Here is a 26,990-nt window from a genome sequence, read left to right as displayed (position 1 = left end):
GGAAGAGACGTTCCAAAGCACGCCTTTCGGGCGTCTGATCAACCGCCGTACCTGTTCGCGTTGTCATGGACGAGGCAGGCTTGTCAAGCAGCCATGCCCCACCTGCCACGGGCGGGGACGGATCCGGGTGACGCGGAAAATCCAGGTCAACATTCCGGCCGGCGTGGAAGACGGCTCCCAGTTGCGGATGCAAGGGGAGGGCGAGGCCGGGGTGAACGGCGGCCCGCCGGGAGACTTGTATATCTTGCTGCGCGTCAAGCCGCATCCCTTTTTCCGCCGGGATGGAGACGACATTTACTGCGAAGTGCCGATTACCTTTGTGCAGGCGGCATTGGGCGATGAAATTGAGGTGCCGACGCTGGATGGGCGGGTGAAGCTGAAAATACCGCCCGGCACGCAGAGTGAGACGTATTTTCGCATCCGGGGCAAAGGGGTTCCCCGGTTGCGCGGGCACGGACAAGGGGATCAGCACGTCAAAGTGGTCGTGGTGGTGCCGACGCGGCTGACCGAACGGCAGAAACAGCTGCTTCGTGAGTTTGCCGAAGAAGGGGATGCTGCAGAGGGAATGGGCGGACAGGAACAAACGTTTTTTGAACGGATGAAAAGGGCTTTTCGGGGAGAATAAACGCTCCCAAAGGATGCCCTTGAGAATCATGGGACCTTGAGGAGCATGGGATAGGAGGTGAAAGGATGCCAACGGTCGCATTTCAGACCCTGGGATGCAAGGTCAACCAGTACGAGACCGACTCCATGTGGCAGCTGTTCAAACAGGCCGGTTATACGCGCGTGCCCTTTGAGGAGCTGGCCGATGTGTATGTGATTAACACCTGTACGGTCACCAATACCGGGGACAGGAAAAGCAGGCAGATGATCCGGCGCGCGATCCGCCGCAATCCGGATGCGGTGATCGTGGTAACAGGTTGTTATGCGCAAACCTCGCCTGATGAAGTGATGTCCATTCCGGGCGTGGATATTGTGCTGGGCACGCAAGGGCGGGATCGGCTTTTGGAGTACGTCCGCCGGTTCCAGGAAGAACGGCGGCCAATCAACGCGGTGTCCAATATCATGAAGGCCCGCCAATTTGAAGAGTTTGACGTCCCGACCCATACCGAGCATCACAGGGCCAATCTCAAAATCCAGGAAGGGTGCAACAATTTCTGCACGTTTTGTATCATTCCCTGGGCCCGAGGCCTGTTGCGCAGCCGCAAGCCGGAAAGCGTCCTGAACCAAGCGCGCCAATTGGTGGAGGCGGGCTACCGGGAAATCGTCCTGACCGGCATTCACACGGCGGGGTATGGAGAGGATCTGGAAGATTACAGTTTTGCACAGCTGCTGCGGGATTTGGACCGCATTGAAGGGTTGCAGCGGATCCGCATCAGCTCGATTGAAGCCAGCCAGATTACCGATGAGGTGCTGGACGTCTTTGCCTCGTCGGACAAACTGTGCCGCCATTTGCACATTCCGCTGCAGGCAGGGGATGACGTGATCCTCCGCCGGATGCGCCGGAAATACACGGTGGAGCAATATCGGAAAAAAATCGAAGCGGTTCGCCGTGCCTTGCCTGGCCTGGCGATTACGACCGACGTCATTGTCGGTTTCCCGGGGGAAACGGAGGAGCAGTTTGCCAACGGTTACCGGCTGATGGAGGAGATCGGTTTCGCCCGTCTCCATGTGTTTCCTTACTCCAAACGTTCCGGAACGCCTGCCGCCAAAATGCCGGATCAGGTGCCTGATGAGGTCAAGCGACAGCGGGTGGAAAGGCTCATCCAGCTTTCCGACCGCCTGAGCCTGGCCTATGCCCGGCAATATGCGGGGCAAGTGCTGGACGTGATACCCGAGCAGCCGCTCAAGAACAGCCCAGAGCCCGGCTGGGTGGTGGGCCATGCGGACAATTACCTTCAGGTAGCCTTCCGGGGGACGCCGGAGATGTATGGGAAAGTGGTCCGCGTCCGGCTGGATGAGCCGGGAGCGGAATTCAGCCGCGGCACCTTTGTCCGCATGGTCGGATAGGATGCAAGGGATGAAAGTGATCTTTTTGTTTGTAGACGGTTTGGGGGTCGGTCCTGCGGCAGAGGAGAATCCCTTCACGAGCATCCGCCTGCCATTTATCGAGGAGCGGCTTGGAGGCCGCTTCAACCAGGAGATCCCTCCCTTTCATCGCCAGGACGAAGCTTTTTTTCTCGCCGATGCGCGGCTTGGGGTGGAAGGCTTGCCGCAAAGCGCGACGGGCCAAACCACCATCTTTACCGGACAAAATGCAGCCGCTTGCATGGGCAGGCATGTCAGCGGCTTTCCATTGGCTCGCTTGCGCCGCTTGTTGGAGGAGGGAAATCTCTACACCTGGCTGCAGGAACAGGGGAAGCGCTGCACCTTTGCCAATGCCTTTACCCCCGCCTTTTTTCAGTTGCGGACGACGCGGCGCGGCTGGGTCTCCTGCAGCACGAGAGCGGCTTGGGCGGCCGGTCTGCCCCTGCGAACGATGACCGATCTGATGGCCAATCGTGCGGTCTTCCATGACCTGACCCGCTTCTGGTTGCATCAGCGTCTGGCGGAAACTGAGGTTCCGATCATCACTCCGCGGGAGGCGGCGCAGCATTTGCTGGCTCTCGTTGAAAGCTACGACTTTGTGTTTCACGAGTTTTTTTTGACCGATGTCGCCGGACATGGCCGTGACGCGGACATGCTGTCTTTTGTCATGAGACAGTACGACCAGTTTTTGCAGGCGCTGGATGAAGAACGGCCCAAAGATGTGACCCTTTTTTTAACCAGTGATCACGGCAATTGTGAAGATATGTCGGTGAAAACGCATACCTTGAATCCCGTTCCAGCCTGGATCATCGGTCCGGGAGCCGCCAGACTGCGGCACGCGATCCGGGATTTGACGGATATTGCGCCGAGTGTCTTGGCGATGTACAAGGAACAGTCGGATCAGGCGTTGACCGGTTTTCAGACAGAGGAGGCGTCAGGATGAGAGAGATTTCGGCTGGAGGGCTCGTGTACAGGCGACTGGAAGACGGCTCAATATCCCTTCTTTCGCTGACCGATCGGTTCGGCCGGTATTCCCTTCCCAAGGGAAAACAGGAACAAGGAGAAACCCTTGAAGAGACCGCGCTGCGCGAAATACGGGAGGAGACGGCCATCACCGGCGAAGTTGAACAGCCGCTTGGCGTGGTGGCCTATACATATTACCACCCTGAATACGGGCAGATGAAAAAGGAAGTGCATTATTATCTGGTTCGCGCATTGACAGAGGAACTGCACCCGCAACTGGAAGAGATCAGTGGCATCGCATGGGTGGATCCGGACACTTTTTTAAAATGCCATCGGGAAAACGGCTATGAAAACAATACGCCGATCATCAAACAGGCCTGGAAAGTGCTGGGCATCTAAAACATCATGTCATAGATGCGGTGAATCCCGTTGGCGAAACCGCGCGCCCACGGCAAGACAGCCAATGAACAAACCATGTTGAAAATCACTTGTGTGTGCGCAATCTGCGCGGCGGGTGAACCGCCCCATCCCGCCAGTTTTTCTGTAAACCAGGGAATCAACGGGAAGAGGGCCAGCGCTCCCAGGCCATTGAGCACGAGGTGGGCCAGCGCCACTTTTTTGGCCTCATCGCTGCTCCCAAGGGCGGCGATGAGCGCCGTGACGCACGTTCCCACATTGCTTCCCAATACATAGGCGACGCCAGGCGCCAAGGCGATATCGCCGGACGCCATCAGGCTCATCAACAATGCGATGGCGGCCGTGCTGCTCTGGATGACGGCGGTGACAAAGAGGCCCAACAAAAAACTCATTGCCAGATGCTGGCTGGCCAAAGCAAGGCCATGCTTGAACCATGGCCTGCCGGCCAGTGGTTCGGCGACGAGCTGCACGATTTGCAGACCAATAAACAGCAAGCTCAAGCCGATGGCAATCCAGCCGATCTGCCGCGCTTTCGCTGAAGGGAGGACGAGAAAGCCCGCCCCGGCGATCAAGATGGCCAGGGCAAAACGATCCAAAGGGAAGGTGAGCATTTCCAGCGTGACTGTGGTGCCGACATTGGCGCCCAGGATCACCCCGATGGACTGGGAGAAGGACATGAGTCCCGCACTGGTCAAGCCGACAGCCAGCACGGTGACCGTGCTGCTGCTGTGAAGGAGGGCGGTTGCGACGGTTCCCGTGAGAAAACCCTTGATCGGCGATTGGGTAAAATGCGCGATGCCGGCCCGGATTCGCGCCCCGGCCAATTGCTCCAATCCGTTTCTCATCAGGATCATTCCGAACAGAAAAATGGCCAGTCCGCTGGTGAGTGGGATGAGGAATTCACGCATGTACATCCCTCCCGTTGTCTGGTTTAATATACGTATACAGGCGGACAAACATGTCAATCTTCGCAGAGAAAGGAGGGCGGAATCATGTCGGAATGCATTTTTTGCCAAATCGTCAAAGGCCAGATTCCATCCAAGCGCGTGTACGAAGATGAAGAGGTGGTGGCTTTTCACGACATCGCGCCAAAAGCTCCCATACACGTCCTGATCATTCCGCGCAAGCATATTCCGACGCTTGCCGACGTTACGGAGGAGGATCTTCCTCTCATTGCCGCCATTCACCGGGGAGCGCTGGCTGTCGCCAGAGAGTTGGGCTTGCAGGAAAACGGGTTCCGGCTGGTCAACAATTGCAAAAAAGACGGCGGCCAGGAAGTGTATCACCTGCACTATCACCTGCTCGGCGGCGCCCCGCTGGCCATGCATTTCGGCCAGCGCTGATTGACCATCAGGGCAAGGTGTACTATAATTACTATGATTTGGGACTTTCTCTTACCGCATGTGTGACTGGATCGGATACCCTCGACAGGTGGTCGCGGCAGGTCACGCGGTTGGAGCGGAGGGAGGGAAATGCTGGTGTCCGAGATCAAGGTTCGCAAGAACGAATCCATCGACAGTGCGCTTCGCCGGTTTAAAAAAACCGTCGCCCGGGATGGTTTGCTGGCCGAGATCAAAAAGCGGAAGCACTACGAAAAGCCCAGTGTCAGGCGCAAAAAGAAGTCTGAAGCGGCACGTAAACGAAAGTACTAGGGGGACGGATGGTGTTAGCTGAACGATTGTCTGAGGATCTCAAGCAAGCGATGAAAGAAAAGGATAAACTGCGGCTTTCTGTCATTCGCATGGTTCGGGCGGCGATCAAAAATGCCGAAATTGAAAAACGCCGGCCATTGAATGAGGACGAGATCATCGATGTGCTGAGCCGTGAACTGAAGCAGCGGCAGGAATCCTTGCAGGAATTTGAGAAAGCCGGACGCCAGGACTTGAGTGAACAGGTTCAGCAGGAAATTCAGATCCTACGACAATACCTTCCCGAACCGCTCGACGATCAGGCGCTGCAGGAACTGGTCAAGGAAGCCATCCAGGCGGTTGGCGCAATCTCCAAGCGTGACCTGGGCAAGGTGATGAGTTACCTGATGCCCAAGGTGAAGGGCAGGGCAGACGGGAAAAAAGTGAATCAGATGGTTCAGCAACAATTGAACCAGGAATAATCCGTCTATCAGCACCCCATTATCCCGATTCACAGCGGGAGTGGGGTGTTTTTAATTGTTCATAAACCGTTGTTCACTCGCATATCCGTGAAATATGCGGGGAGGAGGCATGTCATGAGTCGCTGGTCAGGGTTGAAGAGGCGTTTGGGTATGGTCCTTGAGATTCCCCAGAGCACCCTGCTCAACGTGCCCCGGGTGACCATGATCGGCGCCTATCAAGTGTATATCGAAAATCACCGGGGTGTCTTGGAATTCACCAGCGGACGATTACGCTTGCGGCTGCCCGCAGGCCAGTTGCAGATTAACGGGGAAGGGCTGGTCATTCGCAGGATCATCCGTGAAGAAATCTTTGTGGAAGGCGAACGCATCGGTTCATTGACATTCATGGAATAGCCATGAAGGGGGACAGCGCACGTGGTCACTTGGTGGTGGCAATGGCTGCTGGGTTATTTGGTTTGTAAGATAAAGAAGGGGGAACGGGAAGAACTCATCAACTTCTTGCTTCAGGAAGGCGTGGAGATCTGGGACCTCCACGAACATCCGGATACCGGGACGATCGTATTTTGCCTCTCGTTGGCCGATTATCGTCGGATTCTTCGGAAGATGAAGCCTCTCCCCTTTCGCATCCAGATCCTGGACAAGCGTGGACTGCCTTTTTATTTGCTTCAGGCACAAAAACGCAAGTGGTTTTGGGCGGGAAGTCTGCTTTTTGTTCTCCTGTTGTATGTTTTTTCCCAGATGATTTGGCAGGTGGAGGTGATCGGCAACGAAATCATCCCAGAAGAGGAACTGCTCCAGGTTGCCGGACAATTGGGGCTGAAGAGGGGTGTCTTCCGCCAGCGCCTGCCTGGAAATGAACAGATGCAATCGGAGCTGCTCAGCCGTTTCGAGCAGCTCAGCTGGGCCGGGGTTGAGATCAAGGGGACGAAAGCAGTGATTCGTGTCGTGGAGAGCAAACATCCGGAAGAACGGCAGTTGGAAAATCCCCGTCATCTGGTCGCGGCCAAAAGTGCCGTGGTCAAGGAGATTTTTGTCGAGAAAGGGAAGGCCATGGTGACGCGCAACCAAAGGGTTAAAAAAGGCCAGATCCTGATCTCAGGTATCATGGGATATGAGGCGAAGCCGCAAATCGTCAGTGCCAAGGGAACGGTGAAGGGATTGGTCTGGTACGAAACGACGGTGACGATCCCCCTGGTTCAGAAGCAGTTCCGCCTCACCGGTGAAACCGAGAAGCGCACGTCATTGCTGATTGGCAACCATGCCTTCACTTTTTTTTCCAAAAAGCCTGCCTTCGATCACTACAAGCTGGAGGAACACGTGCGGCACTGGACGCTTGGACCCTGGAAGATACCAGTGGGCCTCTATGAACGGATATACTATGAAAAGGTCCCGCATACAAAAACCTATTCTCAGAAAGAGGCCTTGGAGCTGGCAAAAGAGCGGGCAAGGAAGGAGATTTTGCACCAGTTGGATGAGAAAGCCGAGATTTTCATGGAAAAGGTTTTGCAACAAGACCTTGACAGTGGTACATTGAAAGTAAAGCTCTACTATGAGGTACTGGAAGAGATTGCGAAAGAACAACCGATTCTCCCCGGGGGGTCGATGTCGGGAAAGGCTCCAGGGGAATAAGATGGAAAGCGATGAATGTGAGATTGGAGCATGAGCAATTGCAAGAAAAGAAATGGACAACCACCATTCAACTGGAAAATGCGGCTGAGGGACTGAGCTTGTTTGGGCCGAATGACAGCTTTTTGCGATTGATCCAAAAGAGCACCCCCGCGCACATCGTGGCACGGAATGAAACGATTACCCTGACCGGAACGAAAGAACAGGTGGACAAGCTGCAGCGTCTGTTTGTCGTTCTCCTGAAGTTGATTCGGCAGGGATTTCATCTTTCTGAAACCAATATTGTCTATGCGATGGAACTGGTCGAGCAGCAGATGGAGGAGGAACTGTTGGATCTGTATTCGGAAGAAATTGGACAGACGCATCGCGGCAAAGCCGTTCGTGTCAAAACGCTCGGACAACGGGTGTATGTGTCGGCGATCCGAAAACGGGATGTGATCTTCGGAATAGGGCCTGCCGGTACGGGAAAGACATTTCTGGCGGTCGTGATGGCGGTGCAGGCGCTGAAGTCCGGGGCGGTGAAAAAGATTGTCCTTGTCCGGCCGGCAGTGGAGGCGGGGGAAAGCTTGGGCTTTTTGCCCGGCGACTTGCAGGAGAAAGTGGACCCTTATCTGCGTCCTTTGTATGATTCCTTGTATGAAATGCTGGGTGCCGATCAGGTGAACAAGTTCATGGAGCGGGGAATCATCGAAGTGGCTCCGCTGGCCTATATGCGGGGCCGGACGCTCAACGACTCTTTCGTCATTCTGGATGAGGCACAGAACACGACCCCGGAACAGATGAAGATGTTCCTGACGCGCCTTGGCTTTGGTTCCAAAATGGTGATCACCGGAGACATCACCCAGATCGATCTGCCGAAGGGGAAGAAGTCGGGGCTGATTGAAGCCGAACAGCTCTTGCGTCACATTGAAGAGATCGCTTTTGTTTATCTCAAGCAGGAGGACGTGGTGCGGCATATGCTTGTTCAGAAGATCATCGAGGCATATGATAAAGCGAAGCATACGATAAGCTGAAGCAGTTGCACGACAACTTCACAACGCCGAGCCGGGTGCGAAGCAGGCCGGAATGCATGAGGGTGTAAGGATGGCAATCATGGAACATCAGGCCATAGGAGAGGGTTGCGATGAAACATCGCATGGCAAAATGGGTGACCGAACGATGGGGTGAGAATTGGCAGTACAGGCAAGAGGTTCGATTTTTAGCCTATGGAGGCTTTGCTGTCCTCCTTTTTTTCCTGTTGCTGGGTCAGTTGGTTCCACAAACCTATGAGATCCAGATCGGCCGTCTCAGCCAGGAGACGCTTCGTTCACCCGTGCAGATGATCGATCCGAAGGCCACCGAGGAGGCCAGGCAAAAAGCCGAAAACAACGTTCCTCCTCAATATGTCCGGGATGCGGCAGTGATGGAATCACAGGTAAAAAGGCTGGATCAGGAATTTGATCGCATCGCTGCCGTCACTCAGGACGATCAACTCAGTACGCAGCAGAAAGCGGAACAATTGGCCGAGGTGCTGACCTTGGCCCGTTTAGACGAGAAGGACTTTCGCCAACTGGCTAAACTCACTCCGGAGCGTCTAAATGCCCTCCGTTCCATTGCGCGCAGCACCGTGATCTTTGTTCTCAACGCCGGCGTGCAAGAAGGAAACGCCTACTTGCAGGAATCCCGTGCAAAAATCCAGGAGCAGGTCAAGGCGTTTGACTTGACCGAATGGGAAGCTCATCTGGTTGTGGAGCTGGCGTCTGCATCGATCCGGCCGAATATCCTGTATGATCCGGAGGCAACCCGGCGCCTCAAGGAGGAGGCGCGCAACCAGGTGGAGCCGGTTATGATTGAAAAGGGTGAGCCGCTTGTTCAGGCAGGACAGTTGATCACCCGTGAAGTCTATGAACGGCTGGAGATGGTTGGACTGGTTCGCGATCCCGGACAGAGCACGGTGTATCATCTGGCTGCAGCCGGTTTTCTCGTGTTGTTGCTGTTGGCGCTGGCTGCGTTTCTCAAGCAGTACCCGTCTCCGATCCAGAAAGGGAATAAACCGCTTCTTTTATACCTGAGCATTCTTTTGCTGAACGCCGTCGTTTTGAAAATATTTGCAGCCTTCCAGGTCCTGGGTTATCCGTATATTGGCTTCGGCGCGCCGGCGACGCTGGGCGTGATGCTGATACTGCTGCTTTTGGGCCGGGGTCTGGCCGTCTTTGCCGCCATCGTCACGGCCATTTTGGCTTCCGTGTTTCTGAATACCGATTCCGGGGAAGTGTTTGATTTCCGGTACGGTTTTGTCACGTTTGTCAGCTCCATCGCCAGCTTGTACGTATTAAGTCAGGTGAGCCAACGCTCGGCGATTTTCAAGGCAGGATTGTACGCCAGTACCGCCAGCCTGCTCAGCATTACCGCCGTCCTTTTCCTCCAGCCGGGAACCTCTTTGCGGGAATGGGTCTACGCCGCGGCCTTTGGCCTGGCGGCCGGACTGTTGGCTTCCATCCTGACAATCGGTTTGATGCCGTTATTCGAAGCGGTGTTTGGCTACCTGTCCGCCGTGAAGCTGATCGAATTATCCAATCCGAACCAGCCGCTGCTCAAACGGCTCCTCATCGAGGCGCCAGGGACGTACCACCACAGCATGATGGTCGCCAATCTCTCGGAAGCGGCCGCAGAAGCGATTGGCGCCAACGGGCTGCTGGCCAAGGTGGGTTCCTATTACCATGATGTGGGGAAGATGAAACGTCCCGCCTTTTTCGTGGAGAATCAACTGAATCAGGAAAATCCCCACGACAAAATCTCTCCTTACCTGAGCAAGACGATCATTCTGGCTCATCCGTACGACGGAGTAAAGATGCTCAAGGAAGCAGGGATTCCGAAGGTCATCCAGGATTTTGCGGAGCAACACCACGGCACCACATTGCTGAAGTATTTTTATCACAAGGCCAAGCAGATGGCAGATGGTTCGGAGGTGCTGGAGGAGGATTACCGTTATCCGGGGCCAAAAGCGCAGACACGCGAGACGGCGATTGTCGGAATATGCGATTCGGTGGAAGCGGCGGTACGTTCGATGACCAAGCTGGATCCCGGGCGGATTGAGCAACTGGTGCGCAAGATCATCAAGGAACGTCTCGATGACGGCCAGTTTGACGAGTGTGATTTGACCCTCAAAGATTTGGAGCGCGTGGCGGAAGCCATTTGTGAACGGCTAAACGGTGTGTTTCACCCGCGGATTGAGTATCCGGAAATGCAGAAGGAGCGGAAAAAAGCGTGAGTGTCCAAGTCTTTATCGAGAATGTGCAGACGGAGGTGCCGGTGGGCCCGGAGATGCATCGCCTGATCGAGCGGGTGATTGCCGCCGCGGCGGAGCAGGAGCGCCTTTCATCCGGCGAAGTGTCCATCTTGCTTGTGGATGATCGGGAAATCCAGCGATACAATGCCCGGTACCGCGGGGTGGATCAACCCACGGATGTGCTTTCCTTCAGCATGCTGGAGGGCGACAGTTTACCGGACCAAGGGATTCCGCTCTTGCTCGGCGACATTCTCATCTCGATGCCGCGCGCCGTATCGCAGGCTGCAGAGTATGGCCATTCCCTGGAAAGGGAATTGGGCTTTCTGGTCGTGCACGGTTTTTTGCATCTGCTGGGATATGACCATGACACGCCGGAGGCGGAGCGGGAAATGTTTGCCAGGCAGGAGAGCGTGTTGACCCGGCTCGGTTTGTTCCGTTGAAGGAAGGCGGTCGCCTTGTGCGGGAGGGCTTGCGATGAAGGAACTGCTCAACGTTGTGAAGAGTTTTGAGTATGCCTTGAGCGGGCTACGTCATGCTTTCCGGCATGAGCGGAATATGAAAGTGCACCTGTTTATGGCCATCCTGGTCCTCATCTGTGGATTGTGGCTGCAGATCGACAAGTGGAAAGTATTGATGGTGCTTGTGGCCATCGTGTTTGTGATTTTTGCCGAGCTGATGAATACGGCGATTGAAAATGTGGTAGATCTCTTGACAGAGGAACACCGCAAGAAGGCCAAAGTGGCCAAGGATGTGGCCGCGGGTGCGGTGCTTGTGGCAGCCGGGTTTGCGGTGATCGCCGGCGCTCTCGTCTTTGCCGAACCGCTGCTGGCTCTCGAGCCGTTTTTCATCCTCGGACTGGCGTTGGTCTTTCTCGTCACCTTGATGTTTCAGGTGTGGGCGGAAAGGCGGCATGAAGCGTGGATTCCCAGCCTCCTGGCCAGCCTGATCAGTGCCGCCGCCCTGCAGTCCGGCTTGTATTTTTCGGAAAACTGGTGGCTGTGCATCTGGTTCTTGGCGGTATCCGTTACAGGACTTCTGGCGCATTTCTTGTTTGGTGTCCGTTTCCGGCCGATTCTTTTGGGGGCGTTGATCGGGCTCATCGTGGCATGTCTGGCTTATCAGTTTTCGGTGCACGGCTGAAAAAAGGCTGGGTGCTGTTGAAAGGATGAAGGATTGATGGCAGAAAAGGAAAGGAAGCCACAGTGATGCAGGAGGCTCGGTTGTTGTATGCCGCCCGCGAGGCGATGGGGCATGCCCATGTGCCGTATTCCGGTTTTCGCGTTGGGGCAGCCGTTTTGTGCCGTGACGGGTCCATTGTGACAGGTTGTAACGTGGAGAACGCGTCGTATGGCCTGAGCATGTGTGCGGAACGAGTGGCCATTTTCCGGGCGATCGCGGAGGGGAAACGCCAATTTCTGAAGTTGGCCGTGGTTGCCGATGCCCCGGAACCGGTCTCGCCATGCGGTGCCTGCCGGCAGGTGATGGCAGAGTTTTTCCCGGACGAGGCGCTTGTGGTTCTGGGAAACACGCAAGGAAACAGCACGCAGGTGAAAATGTCGGAGCTGCTTCCCCGTCCCTTTAGCGCATCCAGTTTTTTGAAAGGGGATATTTCGACATGAACGATTCGCCGTTCAAATCCGGTTTTGCCGCCTTGATCGGCCGCCCCAATGTGGGGAAATCGACGTTGATGAACCAGGTGCTGGGACAGAAGGTGGCCATTACGTCAGACAAGCCACAGACGACCCGGAATCGCATTCACGGTGTTTATACGTCCGCCGAGGGGCAGATCATTTTTATCGACACCCCGGGGATTCACAAGCCGCATCACAAGCTGGGCGACTATATGATGCAAGTGGTCAGAAGTACACTGTCGGAAGTGGACGTGATCCTCTTCCTGACCGATGTGACGCAATCCCTCGGCGCCGGTGAACGGTTTGTCATCCGGCTGTTGGAGCAAGTGAACACACCGGTTTTCCTCATCCTGAATAAAATTGATCAGGTTCATCCGGATGACCTCTTGCCGGTGATCGATCGTTACAGGCAGCTTTACGACTTTGCGGAAGTGATCCCGGTATCTGCACTGTACGGGAACAACGTTTCCACCCTGATCCAGTCGATTCTTCGCATCCTGCCGGAGGGGCCGATGTATTACCCTCCGGATCAGACGACCGATCACCCGGAAACCTTTATCGTGGCGGAATTGATCCGGGAAAAGATCCTGCATCTGACGCATGAAGAGGTGCCTCATTCCGTGGCTGTCGTGATCGAGGAGATGACCCGGCGGGAGGAAGGTGTGGTGTACATTCACGCGGTCATCTACACAGAACGGCAATCGCAAAAAGGCATTCTGATCGGAAAGCAGGGGCAGATGCTCAAAAGGGTGGGTCAAATGGCTCGCCAAGAAATTGAAGCGTTATTTGGTTCCAAGGTGTTTCTCGACCTTTGGGTCAAGGTCAAAGAGGATTGGCGCAATCGCGACCTGATGCTGAGAAACTTCGGTTATCAGATGGACAAGAAGTAGTCGGTTCGATCGGAAACATCTTCTTGGCATGATGACGCGTCCCCAGGGTCAACCTATGAACAGGTTCCTAAGCGAAAGGATGGATCCAGTTGCGGGATTTATCATGGCAGTTTTTTACCTTGACAGGAAGTGTGGACGCCTATCTGCTCTACAAGGATTACGTTCGCCTGGAGACGGAACAGCAGGAAGACAACGCGAACCCTTTGAGCAGTGAAGACACGTTTGGGGACAACGTACATTGAAGCTCATTCCCTTTCCAGCCTCTCCCGTTTGCAGTATACTGGGGTTGTACAGACGAGGAGAGGATTTTTATGCTTCACCAGACCGAGGGCTTGGTGTTGCGATGCCAGAATTACGGCGAGTCCCACAAGATTCTCACCCTGATCACTCCGCAGGGAAAGTTGTCCCTGATGGCCCGGGGGGCGCGCAAGCCGAAGAGCCGGCTGGCAGCCGTGTCGCAGCCGCTGGTTCAGGGCATGTACGTCTACTTTCACCGGGGAGTACGGGGCACGATGGGCACCCTAAACCAGGGCGAGGTGATCCATCATTTCTATCGCGCTTTTGAAACCAGCCTGCTCAGGCAGGCGTATGCCATGTATTTTCTGGAGTGTATGGACCGGTTGAGCGATGAGGAGAGTCCATCGCAGGGGATGTACCCCTTTTTGCTGAATACGCTGCAATTGCTGGAATCGGGAAGAGATGCGCAGGTGTTGAAAATCATTTTCGACCTGAGGGTGCTGGCGGCATCCGGATACCGCCCGGTATGGGAGCGGTGTCAACATTGCTCGCGGGAATACGGGCCCTTTTTGGTCAGTGTTCGCTATGGGGGCCTCTTGTGCGCCGACTGCCGCGAGCAGGATGGGCAAGCACAGGCTGTATCGGAGACGGTGGTCAAGCTATTGCGCTTGTTTCAGGAGATTCCTCTTTTGCGCTTGGGTCAGGTGAGGCTGCGGGAGGAGACGACAAATCAGCTCAGCCGGATCACGCAGCTTTTTATGGAAGAATACCTTGATCTGCCGCTGAAATCTGCCGCTTTTTTGGCTCAGGTTCAGGAGTGGGAAGGCGTTTGACAGTCTGGCGGCCTTCTGTTATATTCCTCTTGAAAAGAAAAGGCCGTATGAGGGTGTGGCGGAGCAAGACCGCGGATGGACACTCTCGTCCCTGACATGTGAGGGCACGGGAGTGTTTCTTTTGGTTGCATAAGATTCTGAAAAGGCGGGGGAATGTACCTGTGAATTTTCAGCAAATCGTATTGCGGTTGCAGCAGTTTTGGGGGGAGAGGGGTTGTATCCTTGTCCAGCCCTATGATACGGAAAAAGGTGCGGGGACGATGAACCCGATGACCTTTTTGCGGACCATTGGGCCGGAGCCGTGGAACGTGGCTTATGTGGAACCGTCACGGCGGCCGACGGACGGCCGTTACGGCGAAAACCCCAACCGGTTGTACCAACATCACCAGTTTCAGGTGATTATGAAACCCTCCCCGGATGACATACAGGAGATTTACCTGGAAAGCCTTCGGCAGCTCGGCATTGAGCCTTTGGAGCATGACATCCGCTTTGTCGAGGACAACTGGGAATCCCCGACGCTGGGGGCGTCAGGCCTCGGGTGGGAAGTCTGGCTTGACGGGATGGAGATCACGCAGTTTACCTATTTCCAACAGGTTGGCGGCCTGGAGGCCAATCCGATCAGCGTCGAGATCACCTATGGGCTGGAACGCCTCGCCTCTTTTATCCAGGAAAAGGATAATGTGTTTGACATTGTCTGGGTAGACGACATTACATATGGGGACATTTTCCTCCAACCGGAGTATGAGCATTCCAAGTACACCTTTGAAGTGGCGGACGGAAAATTGTTGATGAACCTCTTTCAGATGTACGAGTCGGAAGCCAAGCGGGCCCTTGAGGCAGAACTGGTGTTTCCGGCTTATGACTGGGTGCTGAAGTGTTCGCATACCTTTAACCTCCTGGACGCACAGGGTGCCATCAGCGTGACAGAACGCACCGGGTATATCTCCCGGGTGCGCATGCTCGCCCGGGAATGCGCGCTAGCCTACTTGCGGGAGCGGGAGCGGCTCGGGTTTCCGTTGTTAAAAGGGGGCAAGCAGAATGGGTAAACAGGACTTTCTCTTGGAGATTGGAATGGAAGAAATGCCGGCAGGAGTGATACCGGGGGCGATCCGGCAACTGGAGGAAAAAATGGCTTCCTGGCTGGCCGAACAGCGCATTGCCTATGGAGGGCTGGAGCGTTTTGCAACCCCCCGGCGGCTGGCGATCCTGGTGCGGGATATCGCGGAGAAACAGGAAGATTTGCACCAGGAGATCAAGGGGCCTGCACGGGCGATTGCGGTGGATGAGGCCGGGGCGTGGACCAAGGCGGCGCTCGGTTTCGCCCGAAGCCAAGGCGTGGCTCCCGAGCAGCTGGTTTTCCGGGAGGTAGGCGGGGCCAGCTATGTGTTTGCGATCAAGGACACACCAGGCCTTAAAACCAAACAACTGCTTATGGAAGCGTTGCCGGGACTGATCACGGGGTTGCATTTTCCCAAGCAGATGCGTTGGGGAGAAGAGAAGCTCCGTTACATTCGTCCGATCCGCTGGTTGGTGGCGCTGTTGGGTGACGAGGTGATTCCGGTTGAGGTGGCCGGCGTGCCTTCCGATCGGGTGACGCGAGGCCACCGTTTCCTCGGACAGCCTGTGAGCCTGCGCCATGCCGCGGAATATGCGGAACGCCTCAAGGAACAACGGGTGATTGCCAGTGCAGAGGAACGGCGGACGCTTATCTTGGAGCAAGTGGAACGGCTGAAGCGGGAAAAAGGCTGGATGATTCCGATTGACGAGGATTTGCTGGAGGAGATCGTTCATCTCGTGGAATTTCCGACAGTCCTTTATGGTTCCTTTGATCCGGCATTCCTCGCGCTTCCGGCGGAAGTATTGATCACGTCGATGCGCGAGCATCAGCGGTATTTTCCTGTGACGGAAGCCTCTGGCCGCCTGCTTCCCTATTTTGTGACGGTACGAAACGGCGACGACCGACATCTTGATGTGGTGCGCAAAGGCAACGAAAAAGTGTTGCGCGCACGGTTGTCGGATGCCCGCTTCTTTTATGAAGAGGATCAGAAGATGCCGATCGACAAGGCGGTCTCCAGGCTGGAACAGGTGATTTTTCAAGAGGGGCTGGGGACGATCGGGGACAAACTTCGCCGCCTGCGGCATATCGCGCTGGCGTTGGCCCCTCATTTTGGCATCGGTGAAAAAAGCCTGTCACACCTTGTGCGGGCGGCAGAAATTTGCAAGTTTGATCTGGTCACCCAGATGGTCTATGAATTCCCTGAACTGGAAGGCGTGATGGGGCGCGTTTATGCCCGCCTGGCCGGTGAAGCGGATGAGGTGGCGGAGGCAGTGTTTGAACATCACCTGCCGCGCCATGCCGGCGATCTGTTGCCGACGCAACCGATCGCCACGGTGTTAAGCCTGGCGGACAAACTGGATACGCTGGTCGGATTCTTTTCTCTCGGAATGATTCCGACAGGTTCGCAAGATCCTTATGCTCTCCGGCGGCAGGCGAACGGGGTCGTGCAAATGCTTGTCGGCGGCGCTGCGGCACTGACTGTGGAGGAGCTTTTGCAGCCGGTTTTTGAAGCGTACCAGGAACATCAGGGGCTAAGCCGCCCGGCCGGTCAATTGGTTGAGGAATTGCGGGACTTTTTGTTTCAGCGTTTGAAATACTTGTTGCAAGAGGAGCGCGTGCGGCATGATTGTATTGAAGCCGTGTTCGCTTCCACGCAACATGTACTGGCCGTCATGGCCGAGCGGGCGCGCGTGCTCAACGAGATGGTAGAGCGTGCGGAATCCAAGGCCATCTTTGAGGCCTTCACACGGGTCAACAACCTGGCTGGCAAAGCGAAGGATGCCGTTCTCATCGCCCATCAGCTGACGGAAAAGGCCGAACAGCGGCTGTATGAAGCCTGGCAAAAGGTGCGGGATGAATGGGGAACCATCGCGCCAATGGATGCGCGGAAACAACTGTCGGTGCTTGCGGAGCTTGCCGAACCGATTCATCACTTCTTCCAAGAGGTGATGGTCATGGTGGAAGATGAGGAGGTGCGCGCCAACCGTTTGGCCCTGCTCAAGCGAATCCGCGATTTGACCAGCCAGTATGCCGATTTCAGCAAACTGATGATCTAGCGTTTTCATTGATCCGTGAAAGGGGGCGGTGGACATCGAACTGAGCAAACGTCAGGAAAAAATCCTGGAAATCGTCAAAAACAAGGGGCCGATTACGGGCGAGCAGATTGCCGAAGCGCTTCAATTGACGCGGGCAACCTTGCGCCCTGACCTTGCGATTTTGACGATGGCCGGTTATCTGGACGCCCGTCCGCGCGTCGGTTATTTTTACGTCGGGAAAAACGGCAACCCGATCATTGTCGAAGAGATGCGGAAAATGCGAGTGGGCGATTACAAGGCCGTTCCAGTGATGGTGGATGAAACCACCTCTGTATATGAAGCGATTGTGACGATGTTTGTCCAGGATGTCGGCACGCTCTTTGTCACCAAAAAGGATGGCAACCTGGCGGGAGTGGTTTCACGCAAAGATCTGTTGCGCAGCGCGATGGGCAAGCAACCGCTGGAAGAAATTCCCGTCAGCATCATCATGACCCGAATGCCCAATCTGGTCACTTGTACACCAGAAGAAACCCTTCACGATGCGGCCAGGAAATTGATCGAAAACCAGGTGGACGCCCTGCCAGTCGTTAAAAAGGTCGAAACCAAAGAGGGGAAAGAAAGGCTGGAAGTGATCGGGCGGATCACGAAAACCACGATTACGCGCGCTTTTGTCGAACTGGGCCAGGATAAGTCTGTGTAGGAGGAATGGATATGGCTGCGAGTGAAACCGTGGTATATGTGCTTTCTGATTCGGTCGGTGAAACCGCCGAACTGGTGGTGCGTGCCGCGCTGAGGCAATTTGAGCACGGACAAGTGACCATCCGACGGATCCCCTATGTGGAGGATTTGGCGACGATAGAGGAAATGGTGCATTCGGCAAAGGAAAACAATGCCATCATCGTCTTTACGCTGGTGCTCCCGGAGCATCGCCGGTTTTTGCTGGAAAAGGCCAATGAGCTTGGTGTTTTGACCGTGGACATCATGGGGCCGATGATCCGCGTTTTTGAGGAGAAGTTGCAGCAGGCTCCCAAACTGCAACCCGGACTGGCCCATCAACTGGATGAAGAGTATTTCCGGCGGGTAGAGGCGATTGAATTTGCCGTCAAGTACGACGATGGACGGGATTCGCGCGGCATCCTCCGTGCCGATGTCGTCCTGATCGGCGTCTCGCGCACTTCCAAGACGCCGTTGTCCATGTATCTCGCCCACAAACGGTACAAAGTGGCCAACGTTCCTTTAATTCCCGAAGTGGAACCGCCGGAAGAATTGTTTCAGATTCCGCCTCATCAATGCATCGGCCTGACCATCAAACCGGAGCAACTGGTCCGGATTCGCAGTGAGCGGCTCAAGTCGCTCGGCCTGACTTCCACGGCCAACTATGCCAATCCGGAACGCATCGCACAGGAGCTGGCTTATGCTAATGAAATCATGAAACGGATCGGGTGCAAGGTGATTGACGTATCGAACAAGGCTGTAGAGGAAACCGCCAATTTGATTTTGGACATGTTGCGGCAGGGTTCCTCTGGCCGGTAGACGGGCTTGTTTTTTAAGAATATGGAGGATTTTTTTATTTCTTCACGTATATAATAGTAAAGGCCGATTTTGGAAGATGGGGTTTGGACAATTTTTCACCTTTCGAATATGCGCGAGCAGGGAGGAAAAACTCGATTTTTGTAGAATAAAGTAATCAGTCGAAAGGTGAAGGGAATGGCGCGGATGATCCCTGAGTCATTGATCGAAGAGGTCCGCAACCGGTTCGACATCGTGGAAGTGGTGGGAAGGTACGTCCAACTGCGGAAAAGCGGACGAAACTACTTCGGGTTATGTCCGTTCCATTCGGAGAAAACACCCTCCTTTTCTGTCTCTCCGGAAAAACAAATTTTTCATTGTTTTGGCTGCGGCAAAGGAGGAAACCTGTTTGCCTTTATCCAGGAAATAGAGGGAATGACGTTCGTGGAGGCTGTCCGCTTCCTGGCGCAGGAGGCAGGCGTGGACATGCCTCAGGACGAGCAGGATTCCCGGGGAGAAAGCGGGGAGAAGGCGAAGCTCATTGAGGCTTACGCGTGGGCAGCCAGGATGTACCAGTATCTGTTGTATCATCCCCACTATGGGGCAGCAGTCCGGAACTATTTGCGTCAGCGAGGTGTGAACGAGGAGACCGCCCGAACCTTCCAATTGGGCTATGCGCCAGCAAATTGGGATGTGTTAGCCAGATTTCTTCAGAAAAAGGGGTTTTCTCCCGAGATTCTGGTGAAGGGAGGTTTACTTTCAGAGGCAAAAGGACAAAAAAGATACTATGACAAATTTCGGGACCGTCTGATCATCCCTATTTTTGACCTGCGTGGCCGGGTGATTGCCTTTGGGGGTCGTCTCATGCGAGAGGCGGCGAACCAGCCGAAATACCTGAACAGCCCTGAGAGCTCGCTTTTTTCCAAAAGCCGTGTCCTGTTTCATCTGCACCGGGCCCGGCAGGCGATCCGGGAGCAAGATGAAGTGATCATCATGGAAGGATATATGGATGTGATGGCCGCCGTTCAGCATGGGATCCAAAATGTCGTTGCCACGTTGGGGACGACGCTGACTCCCGAGCATGCGCGCATCTTGCGGCGCCATGCAGAAAAGGTGATCCTCTGCTATGATGCGGACCGTGCTGGGCAGGAAGCCTCCTTGCGCGGGATTGATGTGTTGCGGGAGGCCGGTTGCATCGTCAGGGTCGCTGAAATCCCGCAAGGCAAGGATCCGGATCAGTATATCCGGGAAAACGGACGGGAAGCGTTTCTTTACAACGTGCTCGGCAATGCGTTGCCTGTGGTGCAGTACCGCCTGAAGCAGCTCCGTCGCCGATTTGACCTCTCCGATGAAGAGTCGCGCCTGCGTTACGTGCAGGCGGCGTTAGAGGTGATCACCGAACTGCCTTTTGCGATTGAACGCGATCACTATTTGCGGGAGCTCGCGGCCGAATTCCATCTTTCGTTGGATGCGTTGAAGATGGAACAGCGGCGGATATACCATCGGCGGAAGAGGGAAGCAGCCAAACGGGACATTTGGGATAAAGTGGATGGCGCAGGAAATACTAGTACAAAAACTGGCACAAAACATCTGATCGCATCCGCGAAACGGGTTCCTGCCTACTATGCGGCAGAACGAAAATTGCTGGCCTGGATGATGAGGGACGAACAGGTCGTCCAGTTCGCCCAACAGGAGATCGGAAGCCAGTTCAACGAAGAGGAACATGCTGTGCTGGCGGCATATTTGTATGCCTATTATGAACGTACCCGGGAGATGGATGTCAGCCGGTTTATCCATACGCTAACCGATGTGCGGCTGGTGGAGCTGGCCAGTGAATTGGCCATGATGGAAATGGAAGGGGACGCCTCGCCCCAAGAGCTTATCGATTATGTAAAAGAGATCAAAAGCTATCCGAAATGGATCGAATTTGAAGAGAAGAGAGAAGAGATCCAGAAAGCAGAGCGATTGGGTGACACGAAGCGGGCGCTGGAATTGGCTCAACAGTTGATCCAACTGAAAAAAGAATTGAGCGGTCAACGCCCCGCAGTCCGCCATACGACCATGTGAACGATCGAATGATGCGAGTGGCCGAGTAGATGGAAGGAGGGTTTTACGTGGAGAAGACGAAAGAACAGACAAAAGATGAGCAAAATCAAGAAATGACCCTTGAACAGGCGAAAGCGCAACTGCTGGAAACCGCCAAGAAGCGCGGGATGATCACCTATCAGGAAATCATGGAGCGCCTGTCCCCCTTTGACCAAGAGCCGGAACAGATTGATGAGTTTTTTGAGCAGCTCAGTGAACAGGGGATTGAGGTGCTCAACGAATCAGACGAAGATTTGGACGTGCCGGAATTGGATCCGGATCTTGACGCGGATGTGGATCATCATGAAGACTACATGGTTGACGATGACTTGCTCATTCCGCCTGGCGTGAAAATCAATGACCCTGTCCGGATGTACTTGAAAGAGATTGGCCGCGTGCCGCTGTTGTCCGCCGAAGAAGAGATCGAACTGGCCAAACGGATTGAGCAAGGCGATCAAGAAGCCAAAAAGCGGCTGGCAGAGGCGAACCTCAGATTGGTTGTCAGCATCGCCAAAAGATATGTGGGTCGCGGGATGTTGTTTCTCGACCTGATTCAAGAAGGAAACATGGGGCTGCTGAAAGCGGTCGAGAAATTTGATTACCGGAAAGGCTACAAATTCAGCACCTACGCAACCTGGTGGATCCGTCAAGCGATTACGCGGGCCATCGCCGATCAGGCACGGACCATCCGCATCCCGGTCCACATGGTGGAGACCATCAACAAGCTGATTCGCGTGTCCCGGCAGCTGTTGCAGGAACTGGGACGTGAACCGACGGCCGAAGAGATCGCCAAGGAAATGGATCTGACCCCGGAAAAGGTGCGGGAAATCATCAAAATTGCTCAGGAACCTGTTTCCCTCGAGACGCCGATTGGCGAAGAGGACGATTCCCACCTTGGCGATTTTATTGAGGATCAGGATGCCTTGGCGCCATCCGATGCTGCCGCTTATGAGCTGCTCAAGGAGCAGCTGAAGGATGTTCTGGATACGTTGACGGAACGAGAAGAAAATGTCTTGCGCTTGCGTTTTGGTCTGGATGACGGCCGGACCAGAACCTTGGAGGAGGTTGGCCAGGTTTTCGGCGTGACGCGTGAGCGGATCCGCCAGATTGAAGCCAAGGCATTGCGCAAGCTGCGTCACCCAAGCCGGAGCAAGCGGTTAAAAGACTTTTTGGAGTAAGGAGAACTCACGGTCAGTGAGTTCTTTTCTTTGCTATCATTTTACATGCTCCTGAAACCAAATGCAAACACATTTCAGGACGTGTATGCGAACATTTGAAAAAATTCAGGTGAAAGCGCCTGTTTTCACCTGAATTTCACCTGAATTCTTCAATGGAATGGTGAAAATGAAAATCAAAATCCATCAGGAGCGAAAACACCCGCTGCTCTCCCGCCGCCTGTGCCGGATTGCCACCCAGATTCCGACGGGTGTGCCTTTTGCCGATGTGGGTACCGATCATGCTTACTTGCCCATTTCCTTGGTGCAAAGCGGACATTGTCCTCAAGCCGTCGCGGTCGAAGTGAGAGAAGGTCCGTATCAACGTGCCCTTCAGGCTGTACAGGAAGCCGGCCTGTCGGATCGCATCGCGGTGCGGCTGGGAGACGGTCTTGAGCCGCTGGCTGCCGGCGAGGTGCACAGCGTCGTTCTTGCCGGGATGGGCGGGGATCTGATCCGGCGCCTCCTGACCGCCGATCCGGAGAAGACCGTTTCCTTTCAGCGGCTCATTCTGCAGCCGAACATGGCCTCGCATCTCGTGCGAAAGGCGCTCCTTGATCAAGGTTGGAAACTCTGCGAGGAGCAGCTCGTCTTGGATGGGGATCATCTCTATGAGATCCTCACATACGAACAGGGAACGGAAGACAGCTATCAGGCCGCTGTGCAATCTTTGTGCCACATGCGCGATTTGGCTTTTTTGAAGGAGGATTGGTTCCTCCTGTATCTTCTCGGGCCCAGGCTGTTGATGAAGGAATGTCTGCAGGAGACGCGCAAGCTACAGCGAGGGTCACTCGTCTTTCGCCGGATTGCGTATGAGACCGACAAGCGGCGGCGGATTCTCCAAGGATTGAGTCAAGCCCGCACGTTCCAGCAGGAAAAGGTGAGCCGGGTGAAGGAAGAACTCAGACAATTGGAGGTGCTGTCCAGGTGTATGCACATGCTCAGACAGTGATCCAGCTGGTGGAAAAGCTGGCGCCCAAATCCTTGGCGATGGAAGGGGACGAAAAGCGCATAGGATTGCAGGTCGGGACGCTTCAGAAAGAAGCCAGGCGGGTCATGGTGGCGCTGGATGTGCTGGAATCTGTCGTTGATGAGGCGATTGCGAAGAAGGTGGACCTGATCATCGCTCATCATGCGGTGATCTTCCGGCCGTTGCGCCACCTGAGGACAGACCTGCCGCAAGGGCGGCTGCTTGAAAAGTGCCTCAAACACGACATCAGCATCTACGTAGCGCACACCAATCTGGATCTGGCGGACGGCGGTCTGAACGACTGGCTGGCTTCCTCGTTGGAATTACAGGATACGGAAGTTCTCATCCCCTTGGCAAGTGAACGGCTGAAGAAGATTGTGGTATTCATTCCGGAAGATCATGTCGAGCCGGTCATGCAGGCGATGTCTGAAGCCGGGGCCGGATGGATCGGCAATTACAGCCACTGCACGTTCCAAATCCCGGGTACGGGAACCTTTATGCCGCGTGAAGGGACCAATCCTTTTATCGGACAGCAAGGGACGTTGGAACGGGTCGCTGAGGTGCGCCTCGAGACGATTGTGCCGGAATCGATTCAGTCTTCGGTCATCCGGGCGATGCTTGACGCTCACCCTTATGAGGAAGTGGCCTACGATGTGTATCCGCTGGAACAACCAGGAAAAACGCGGGGACTTGGGCGCAAGGGACGGCTGGCGGCGCCGATGTCCCTGCGGGATTTTGCCCGTTTTGTGAAAGAAAAGTGGTCTCTGCCCGGCCTGCGCTATGTCGGACCGCCTGATTGCCTGATTGAAAAGGTCGGGGTGATTGGGGGAGACGGCAATTCCTTTGTTTCCCAGGCAGCCGGCCGGGGGATTGATGTCCTGGTTACCGGCGACATTTATTATCATACGGCGCATGATGCCCTTGCGATGGGCCTGTGTCTGGTGGATCCGGGGCATCATGTGGAACAGGTCATGAAGGGCCGTCTGGCCGAGTATTTGAAAAATCAGTTGTCCGGGAAATATCCGGATACCGAAATCCTGGTTTCAGAAATCAACACCGATCCGTTTGCTTATCTTTAGTCCCTTTTTCGTCTCTTGTTATGTCTGACACAATTCCTGTCAAGCGCCGGTGAGAATGCCATTTGAAAATGTCAAGCCACATTCGTCAAAGCATCGTTGGCGCTCATGGATGATGGGAGGCGGGCTTGTAAGGTATTCTTACAACGCCCGCCTTTTTGCTATGCACGATACCTGCCTAAATCCTTTCCTGGTCACTGAGCAATCAAATCAAGAATAAATGTTTGCTGACATCAAGTTGTCATATTGTCATTATTAAAATAAATACCAGAAAAAATCCGTTTGTCTTCGATAGGATACAAATATTGAGGAGCGAAAGTGATGAAGTCATCGGTTTTTGTTGCAGTGACAGGGACCAAGTATTATTTTGGAACGGAATTTATCAGGCCTGGCCAGCTCATACGTTTTCGGAAAGAACCTGATAATCCCCATGATCAGGAGGCAATCAAGGCGGAGATGATGCCTGTCGGAAAGATCGGATATGTTGCGAATAGTCCGCAAACCGTTCCTAAAGGATGCCGAAGTGCCGGGCGTATTTACGACACATTCGATGAGCATGTGTTCGGCGTTGTTCGTTTTGTTGTCAAAGATACGGTCATCGTGGAACTGGTTCATCATATCGAAGCGATCTGCGTAGTGAACATGGGTTTGAATGATCAATTCACATTTGGTTCCATGTCGCAAGAGATTTCTTGACCCACGCCAAGGATGACGTTTGTTTGATCAGTGGTTAGCAATATGTTATAATATTATGCGTCGTTTTGACAGGGGCAAGTGGTCCGGGCAACCGCCGGCTTAGGCAGGTCTGACAGACTGGCCGATGCCGGAGGAAAGTCCGAGCTCCACAGGGCAGGGTGCTGGTTAACAGCCAGTCGGCGCGAGCCGAAGGAAAGTGCCACAGAAATGGACCGCCGATGGGTACCTTCTGGTACCACAGGCAAGGGTGGAACCGTGAGGTAAGAGCTCACGAGAGAATATGGCGACATATTCTCTGGTAAACCCCACCCGGAGCAAGACCAGATAGGGGATCGAGACGCCTGTCGCGTCTAACCGTGGCCCGCGGTGATCCCGGGTTGGTCGCTTGAGGTGTGCAGCAATGCACATCCCAGATAGATGGTTGCCGCTCCAGACGTGCGAGGGATGATCGCTCATCCCGCTTGCAGCACTAGGAGTACAGAACTCGGCTTACAGGACCACTTGTCCAATACACATAGCGGCTTGACCAATACGTACTTCGATTCGATCAAAAGCGATCCGTCGTCCGGTATTGCGTGATCGTGAAAGGGAAGAAAAGCGCGCCGGCGGCGGATTTTTATTTCCAATCACTACATAGACATAAATGCAAACGACACAAAAATCACTACATAAATCGGTATTGTCCTCTTCGCGTTCAGAAAATATAATCAGGTACAAATTGATGCGCAGGATGTTTACCATGGCCATGGCGTTTGAAAAGAGAGGTGTGAGGTGAGAGCGATGGAAACCCTCGCGGCGATCAACCCCGCAACAGGCGAGACCCTGGATGAAATTCCCGTGACGCCGATTCAAGCCTGTGCCGGAATGGTGCAAGATGGCCGAAAGGCATTTGAAGCATGGCGCCAAGAACCGCTTTCCTCGCGAATTGAAGCGCTTCGGCGGTTGAGAGCGTATATAGTAGATCACCTGGACGAATTGGCGGATGTGATTGCCCGGGACACCGGCAAACCAAAAGTGGAAGCGCTGACAGCGGACATTCTGGTGGTGGCGGATGCGATTCATTATGTGGAAAAGCATGCCGCATCCATTCTCGCGCCGAAAAAGGTAAAGACCCCTCTGACCTTGATAGGTAAACGGTCCTATATTTCCTATCATCCGCGTGGGGTGGTGCTGGTCATCTCGCCGTGGAACTACCCGTTTCAGCTTGCGATGGTGCCGGTGATCAGCGCCTTGGCGGCCGGCAACAGTGTGATCCTCAAGCCGTCCGAAGTGACGCCGTTGGTGGGAAAAATGATCGAGGATCTGTTTCAAAAGGTGGATTTTCCGGATAAGGTGGTCCAGGTGGCCCACGGCGACGGACGGGTGGGGGCGGCGCTCGTCGCGACTGCGCCGGACTACATCTTTTTCACCGGCTCCGTGCGGACGGGAAAAATCATCCAGCAGGAGGCGGCCAAACGGCTGATTCCCACCACCTTGGAATTGGGCGGCAAGGACCCGATGATTGTGTTTGCCGATGCGCATTTGGAACGGGCCGCCAAGGGGGCGGTCTGGGGCGCCTTGACCAACAGCGGACAGGTGTGCATGTCGGTGGAGCGAATATACGTCGAAAAGCCGGTGTATGAGCGGTTCATTCATCTCTTGCGGCAGGAAGTGGAAGCCTTAAGCCAGGAGATGGACGCTGAGACGACCGATCTGGGTTCGATGACCTTTCCCAGACAGCTGGACATCGTCCGGGACCAGGTGGCGGAGGCGTTGTCCGGCGGCGCCCGGCTGGTCTGCGGACTGCCGCCCGAGCAGTGGAAGAAAGGCAAGGGGCTTCACGTCCAGCCAATGATCTTGACCGATCTTTCGCCTGAGATGAAGATCATGCGGGAGGAAACGTTCGGTCCCGTTCTCTGCGTCCTGCCCTTTGAGCGGGAAGAAGAGGTGATTCACTTGGCCAATGATTCCCCTTATGGACTGAATGCCAGCGTCTGGAGCGGCGACCTGGACAAAGCGCGGCGTGTGGCGGACGCCCTCGTATCCGGGGCCGTCGTCATCAACGATGTGATCGTCTCGGTTTCCAATCCCCATCTGCCCTTCGGAGGGGTCAAGGAAAGCGGAATCGGACGTTACCATGCCGAGATCGGGCTGCAGACGTTTTGCCATCAGAAGTCTATTGTTTTGGACAAGGGGAAAAGGAGATCAGAGGTTCATTGGTTTCCCTATCGCGGAAAGTGGGAGCCATTCCGTCAGTTGATCAAAAACCATTATGGAAGAAGAAAGAACTTGGCAGGGTTTGTCCGGGCATATCTTGATTTGCTCAAGCTGTCGAAATGAAACTGTATGCATCAAAGGTCATTCT

The 26,990-nt window shown here is 54.7% G+C and carries 27 protein-coding genes and 1 other RNA gene; 27 read left to right on the top strand and 1 reads right to left on the bottom strand.

Annotated elements, in window-relative coordinates; genetic code table 11:
• Positions 1-127: 127 nt before the first annotated feature.
• From BAA01_12825 to BAA01_12810, 4 genes are all read left to right on the top strand, one after another.
• Entirely contained in the window at positions 128-625 is a 498-nt protein-coding gene (locus BAA01_12825; protein OUM87479.1) for a hypothetical protein, read from the top strand.
• A 65-nt stretch (positions 626-690) separates the two neighbouring features.
• Positions 691-2,010 carry a tRNA (N(6)-L-threonylcarbamoyladenosine(37)-C(2))-methylthiotransferase MtaB gene (locus tag BAA01_12820; protein ID OUM87478.1) on the top strand — a complete coding sequence of 440 codons (1,320 nt, stop codon included), beginning with the start codon at positions 691-693 and terminating at the stop codon, positions 2,008-2,010.
• Positions 2,011-2,020: 10 nt separating this feature from the next.
• A complete protein-coding gene (locus BAA01_12815; GenBank protein ID OUM87477.1) occupies positions 2,021-2,971 on the top strand; it encodes a hypothetical protein in 951 nt (316 codons plus the stop codon).
• Entirely contained in the window at positions 2,968-3,390 is a 423-nt protein-coding gene (locus BAA01_12810; GenBank protein ID OUM87476.1) for an NTP pyrophosphohydrolase, read from the top strand. The genes BAA01_12815 and BAA01_12810 overlap by 4 nt, the downstream gene beginning before the upstream one ends.
• On the opposite strand, the gene BAA01_12805 is transcribed toward BAA01_12810, so the two are convergent.
• Entirely contained in the window at positions 3,387-4,322 is a 936-nt protein-coding gene (locus BAA01_12805; GenBank protein OUM87475.1) for a hypothetical protein, read from the bottom strand. The genes BAA01_12810 and BAA01_12805 overlap by 4 nt on opposite strands.
• A 78-nt stretch (positions 4,323-4,400) precedes the next feature.
• Here BAA01_12805 and BAA01_12800 point away from each other — a divergent pair, with 78 nt between their 5' ends.
• The 23 genes from BAA01_12800 (at position 4,401) to BAA01_12690 (ending at position 26,965) form a co-directional block, all read left to right on the top strand.
• Positions 4,401-4,751 (top strand): histidine triad nucleotide-binding protein, encoded by a 351-nt coding sequence (locus tag BAA01_12800; GenBank protein ID OUM87474.1) that lies wholly within the window; start codon positions 4,401-4,403, stop codon positions 4,749-4,751.
• A gap of 135 nt (positions 4,752-4,886) precedes the next feature.
• The gene (locus BAA01_12795; protein ID OUM87496.1) at positions 4,887-5,060 is read left to right on the top strand and encodes a 30S ribosomal protein S21; all 174 of its coding nucleotides are present in this window, start codon (positions 4,887-4,889) and stop codon (positions 5,058-5,060) included.
• Positions 5,061-5,068: 8 nt separating this feature from the next.
• Complete coding sequence (locus BAA01_12790) at positions 5,069-5,518, top strand: aspartyl-tRNA amidotransferase (protein ID OUM87473.1); 450 nt, start codon at positions 5,069-5,071, stop codon at positions 5,516-5,518.
• Between the two features lie 114 nt (positions 5,519-5,632).
• The gene (locus BAA01_12785; protein OUM87472.1) at positions 5,633-5,911 is read left to right on the top strand and encodes a sporulation protein YqfC; all 279 of its coding nucleotides are present in this window, start codon (positions 5,633-5,635) and stop codon (positions 5,909-5,911) included.
• A 21-nt stretch (positions 5,912-5,932) separates the two neighbouring features.
• Positions 5,933-7,147: a sporulation protein YqfD gene (locus BAA01_12780; GenBank protein ID OUM87471.1), complete on the top strand. Its 1,215-nt coding sequence runs from the start codon at positions 5,933-5,935 to the stop codon at positions 7,145-7,147.
• 11 nt (positions 7,148-7,158) lie between these two features.
• The gene (locus tag BAA01_12775; protein ID OUM87470.1) at positions 7,159-8,157 is read left to right on the top strand and encodes a phosphate starvation-inducible protein PhoH; all 999 of its coding nucleotides are present in this window, start codon (positions 7,159-7,161) and stop codon (positions 8,155-8,157) included.
• A gap of 110 nt (positions 8,158-8,267) precedes the next feature.
• On the top strand, positions 8,268-10,394 hold the full coding sequence (locus tag BAA01_12770) for a hypothetical protein (protein ID OUM87469.1): 2,127 nt from the start codon (positions 8,268-8,270) through the stop codon (positions 10,392-10,394).
• A gap of 53 nt (positions 10,395-10,447) precedes the next feature.
• A complete protein-coding gene (locus BAA01_12765; GenBank protein OUM87495.1) occupies positions 10,448-10,852 on the top strand; it encodes an rRNA maturation RNase YbeY in 405 nt (134 codons plus the stop codon).
• Positions 10,853-10,886: 34 nt separating this feature from the next.
• Positions 10,887-11,552, top strand: a complete 666-nt coding sequence (locus BAA01_12760; GenBank protein ID OUM87468.1) for a hypothetical protein — start codon at positions 10,887-10,889, stop codon at positions 11,550-11,552.
• A gap of 65 nt (positions 11,553-11,617) precedes the next feature.
• Complete coding sequence (locus BAA01_12755; GenBank protein OUM87467.1) at positions 11,618-12,031, top strand: cytidine deaminase; 414 nt, start codon at positions 11,618-11,620, stop codon at positions 12,029-12,031.
• Positions 12,028-12,933, top strand: a complete 906-nt coding sequence (locus tag BAA01_12750; protein OUM87466.1) for a GTPase Era — start codon at positions 12,028-12,030, stop codon at positions 12,931-12,933. The genes BAA01_12755 and BAA01_12750 overlap by 4 nt, the downstream gene beginning before the upstream one ends.
• A gap of 311 nt (positions 12,934-13,244) precedes the next feature.
• On the top strand, positions 13,245-14,003 hold the full coding sequence (locus BAA01_12745; GenBank protein ID OUM87465.1) for a DNA repair protein RecO: 759 nt from the start codon (positions 13,245-13,247) through the stop codon (positions 14,001-14,003).
• Between the two features lie 161 nt (positions 14,004-14,164).
• Positions 14,165-15,049 carry a glycine--tRNA ligase subunit alpha gene (locus BAA01_12740; protein OUM87464.1) on the top strand — a complete coding sequence of 295 codons (885 nt, stop codon included), beginning with the start codon at positions 14,165-14,167 and terminating at the stop codon, positions 15,047-15,049.
• On the top strand, positions 15,042-17,117 hold the full coding sequence (locus BAA01_12735) for a glycine--tRNA ligase subunit beta (protein OUM87463.1): 2,076 nt from the start codon (positions 15,042-15,044) through the stop codon (positions 17,115-17,117). Before BAA01_12740 ends, BAA01_12735 begins: the two co-directional genes overlap by 8 nt.
• Before the next feature lie 28 nt (positions 17,118-17,145).
• Entirely contained in the window at positions 17,146-17,796 is a 651-nt protein-coding gene (locus BAA01_12730; protein OUM87462.1) for a transcriptional regulator, read from the top strand.
• Positions 17,797-17,801: 5 nt separating this feature from the next.
• Positions 17,802-18,629, top strand: a complete 828-nt coding sequence (locus BAA01_12725; GenBank protein OUM87461.1) for a phosphoenolpyruvate synthase regulatory protein — start codon at positions 17,802-17,804, stop codon at positions 18,627-18,629.
• Positions 18,630-18,803: 174 nt separating this feature from the next.
• Positions 18,804-20,672: a DNA primase gene (locus BAA01_12720; GenBank protein ID OUM87460.1), complete on the top strand. Its 1,869-nt coding sequence runs from the start codon at positions 18,804-18,806 to the stop codon at positions 20,670-20,672.
• A 92-nt stretch (positions 20,673-20,764) separates the two neighbouring features.
• Positions 20,765-21,868, top strand: a complete 1,104-nt coding sequence (locus tag BAA01_12715; protein OUM87494.1) for an RNA polymerase sigma factor RpoD — start codon at positions 20,765-20,767, stop codon at positions 21,866-21,868.
• A 166-nt stretch (positions 21,869-22,034) separates the two neighbouring features.
• Positions 22,035-22,856 (top strand): hypothetical protein, encoded by an 822-nt coding sequence (locus tag BAA01_12710; GenBank protein OUM87459.1) that lies wholly within the window; start codon positions 22,035-22,037, stop codon positions 22,854-22,856.
• Positions 22,832-23,953, top strand: a complete 1,122-nt coding sequence (locus BAA01_12705) for a Nif3-like dinuclear metal center hexameric protein (GenBank protein OUM87458.1) — start codon at positions 22,832-22,834, stop codon at positions 23,951-23,953. Before BAA01_12710 ends, BAA01_12705 begins: the two co-directional genes overlap by 25 nt.
• A gap of 318 nt (positions 23,954-24,271) precedes the next feature.
• Positions 24,272-24,646 carry a DNA-binding protein gene (locus BAA01_12700; GenBank protein OUM87457.1) on the top strand — a complete coding sequence of 125 codons (375 nt, stop codon included), beginning with the start codon at positions 24,272-24,274 and terminating at the stop codon, positions 24,644-24,646.
• 75 nt (positions 24,647-24,721) lie between these two features.
• Positions 24,722-25,154, top strand: an RNA gene (gene rnpB / locus BAA01_12695) — RNase P RNA component class A.
• Positions 25,155-25,426: 272 nt separating this feature from the next.
• A complete protein-coding gene (locus BAA01_12690) occupies positions 25,427-26,965 on the top strand; it encodes an aldehyde dehydrogenase (GenBank protein ID OUM87456.1) in 1,539 nt (512 codons plus the stop codon).
• The last annotated feature ends 25 nt before the right edge of the window (positions 26,966-26,990 follow it).

Source organism: Bacillus thermozeamaize, from assembly GCA_002159075.1.
Lineage (GTDB): Bacteria > Bacillota > Bacilli > ZCTH02-B2 > ZCTH02-B2 > Bacillus_BB > Bacillus_BB thermozeamaize.
This window is presented reverse-complemented; position numbering and strand designations above follow the sequence as displayed.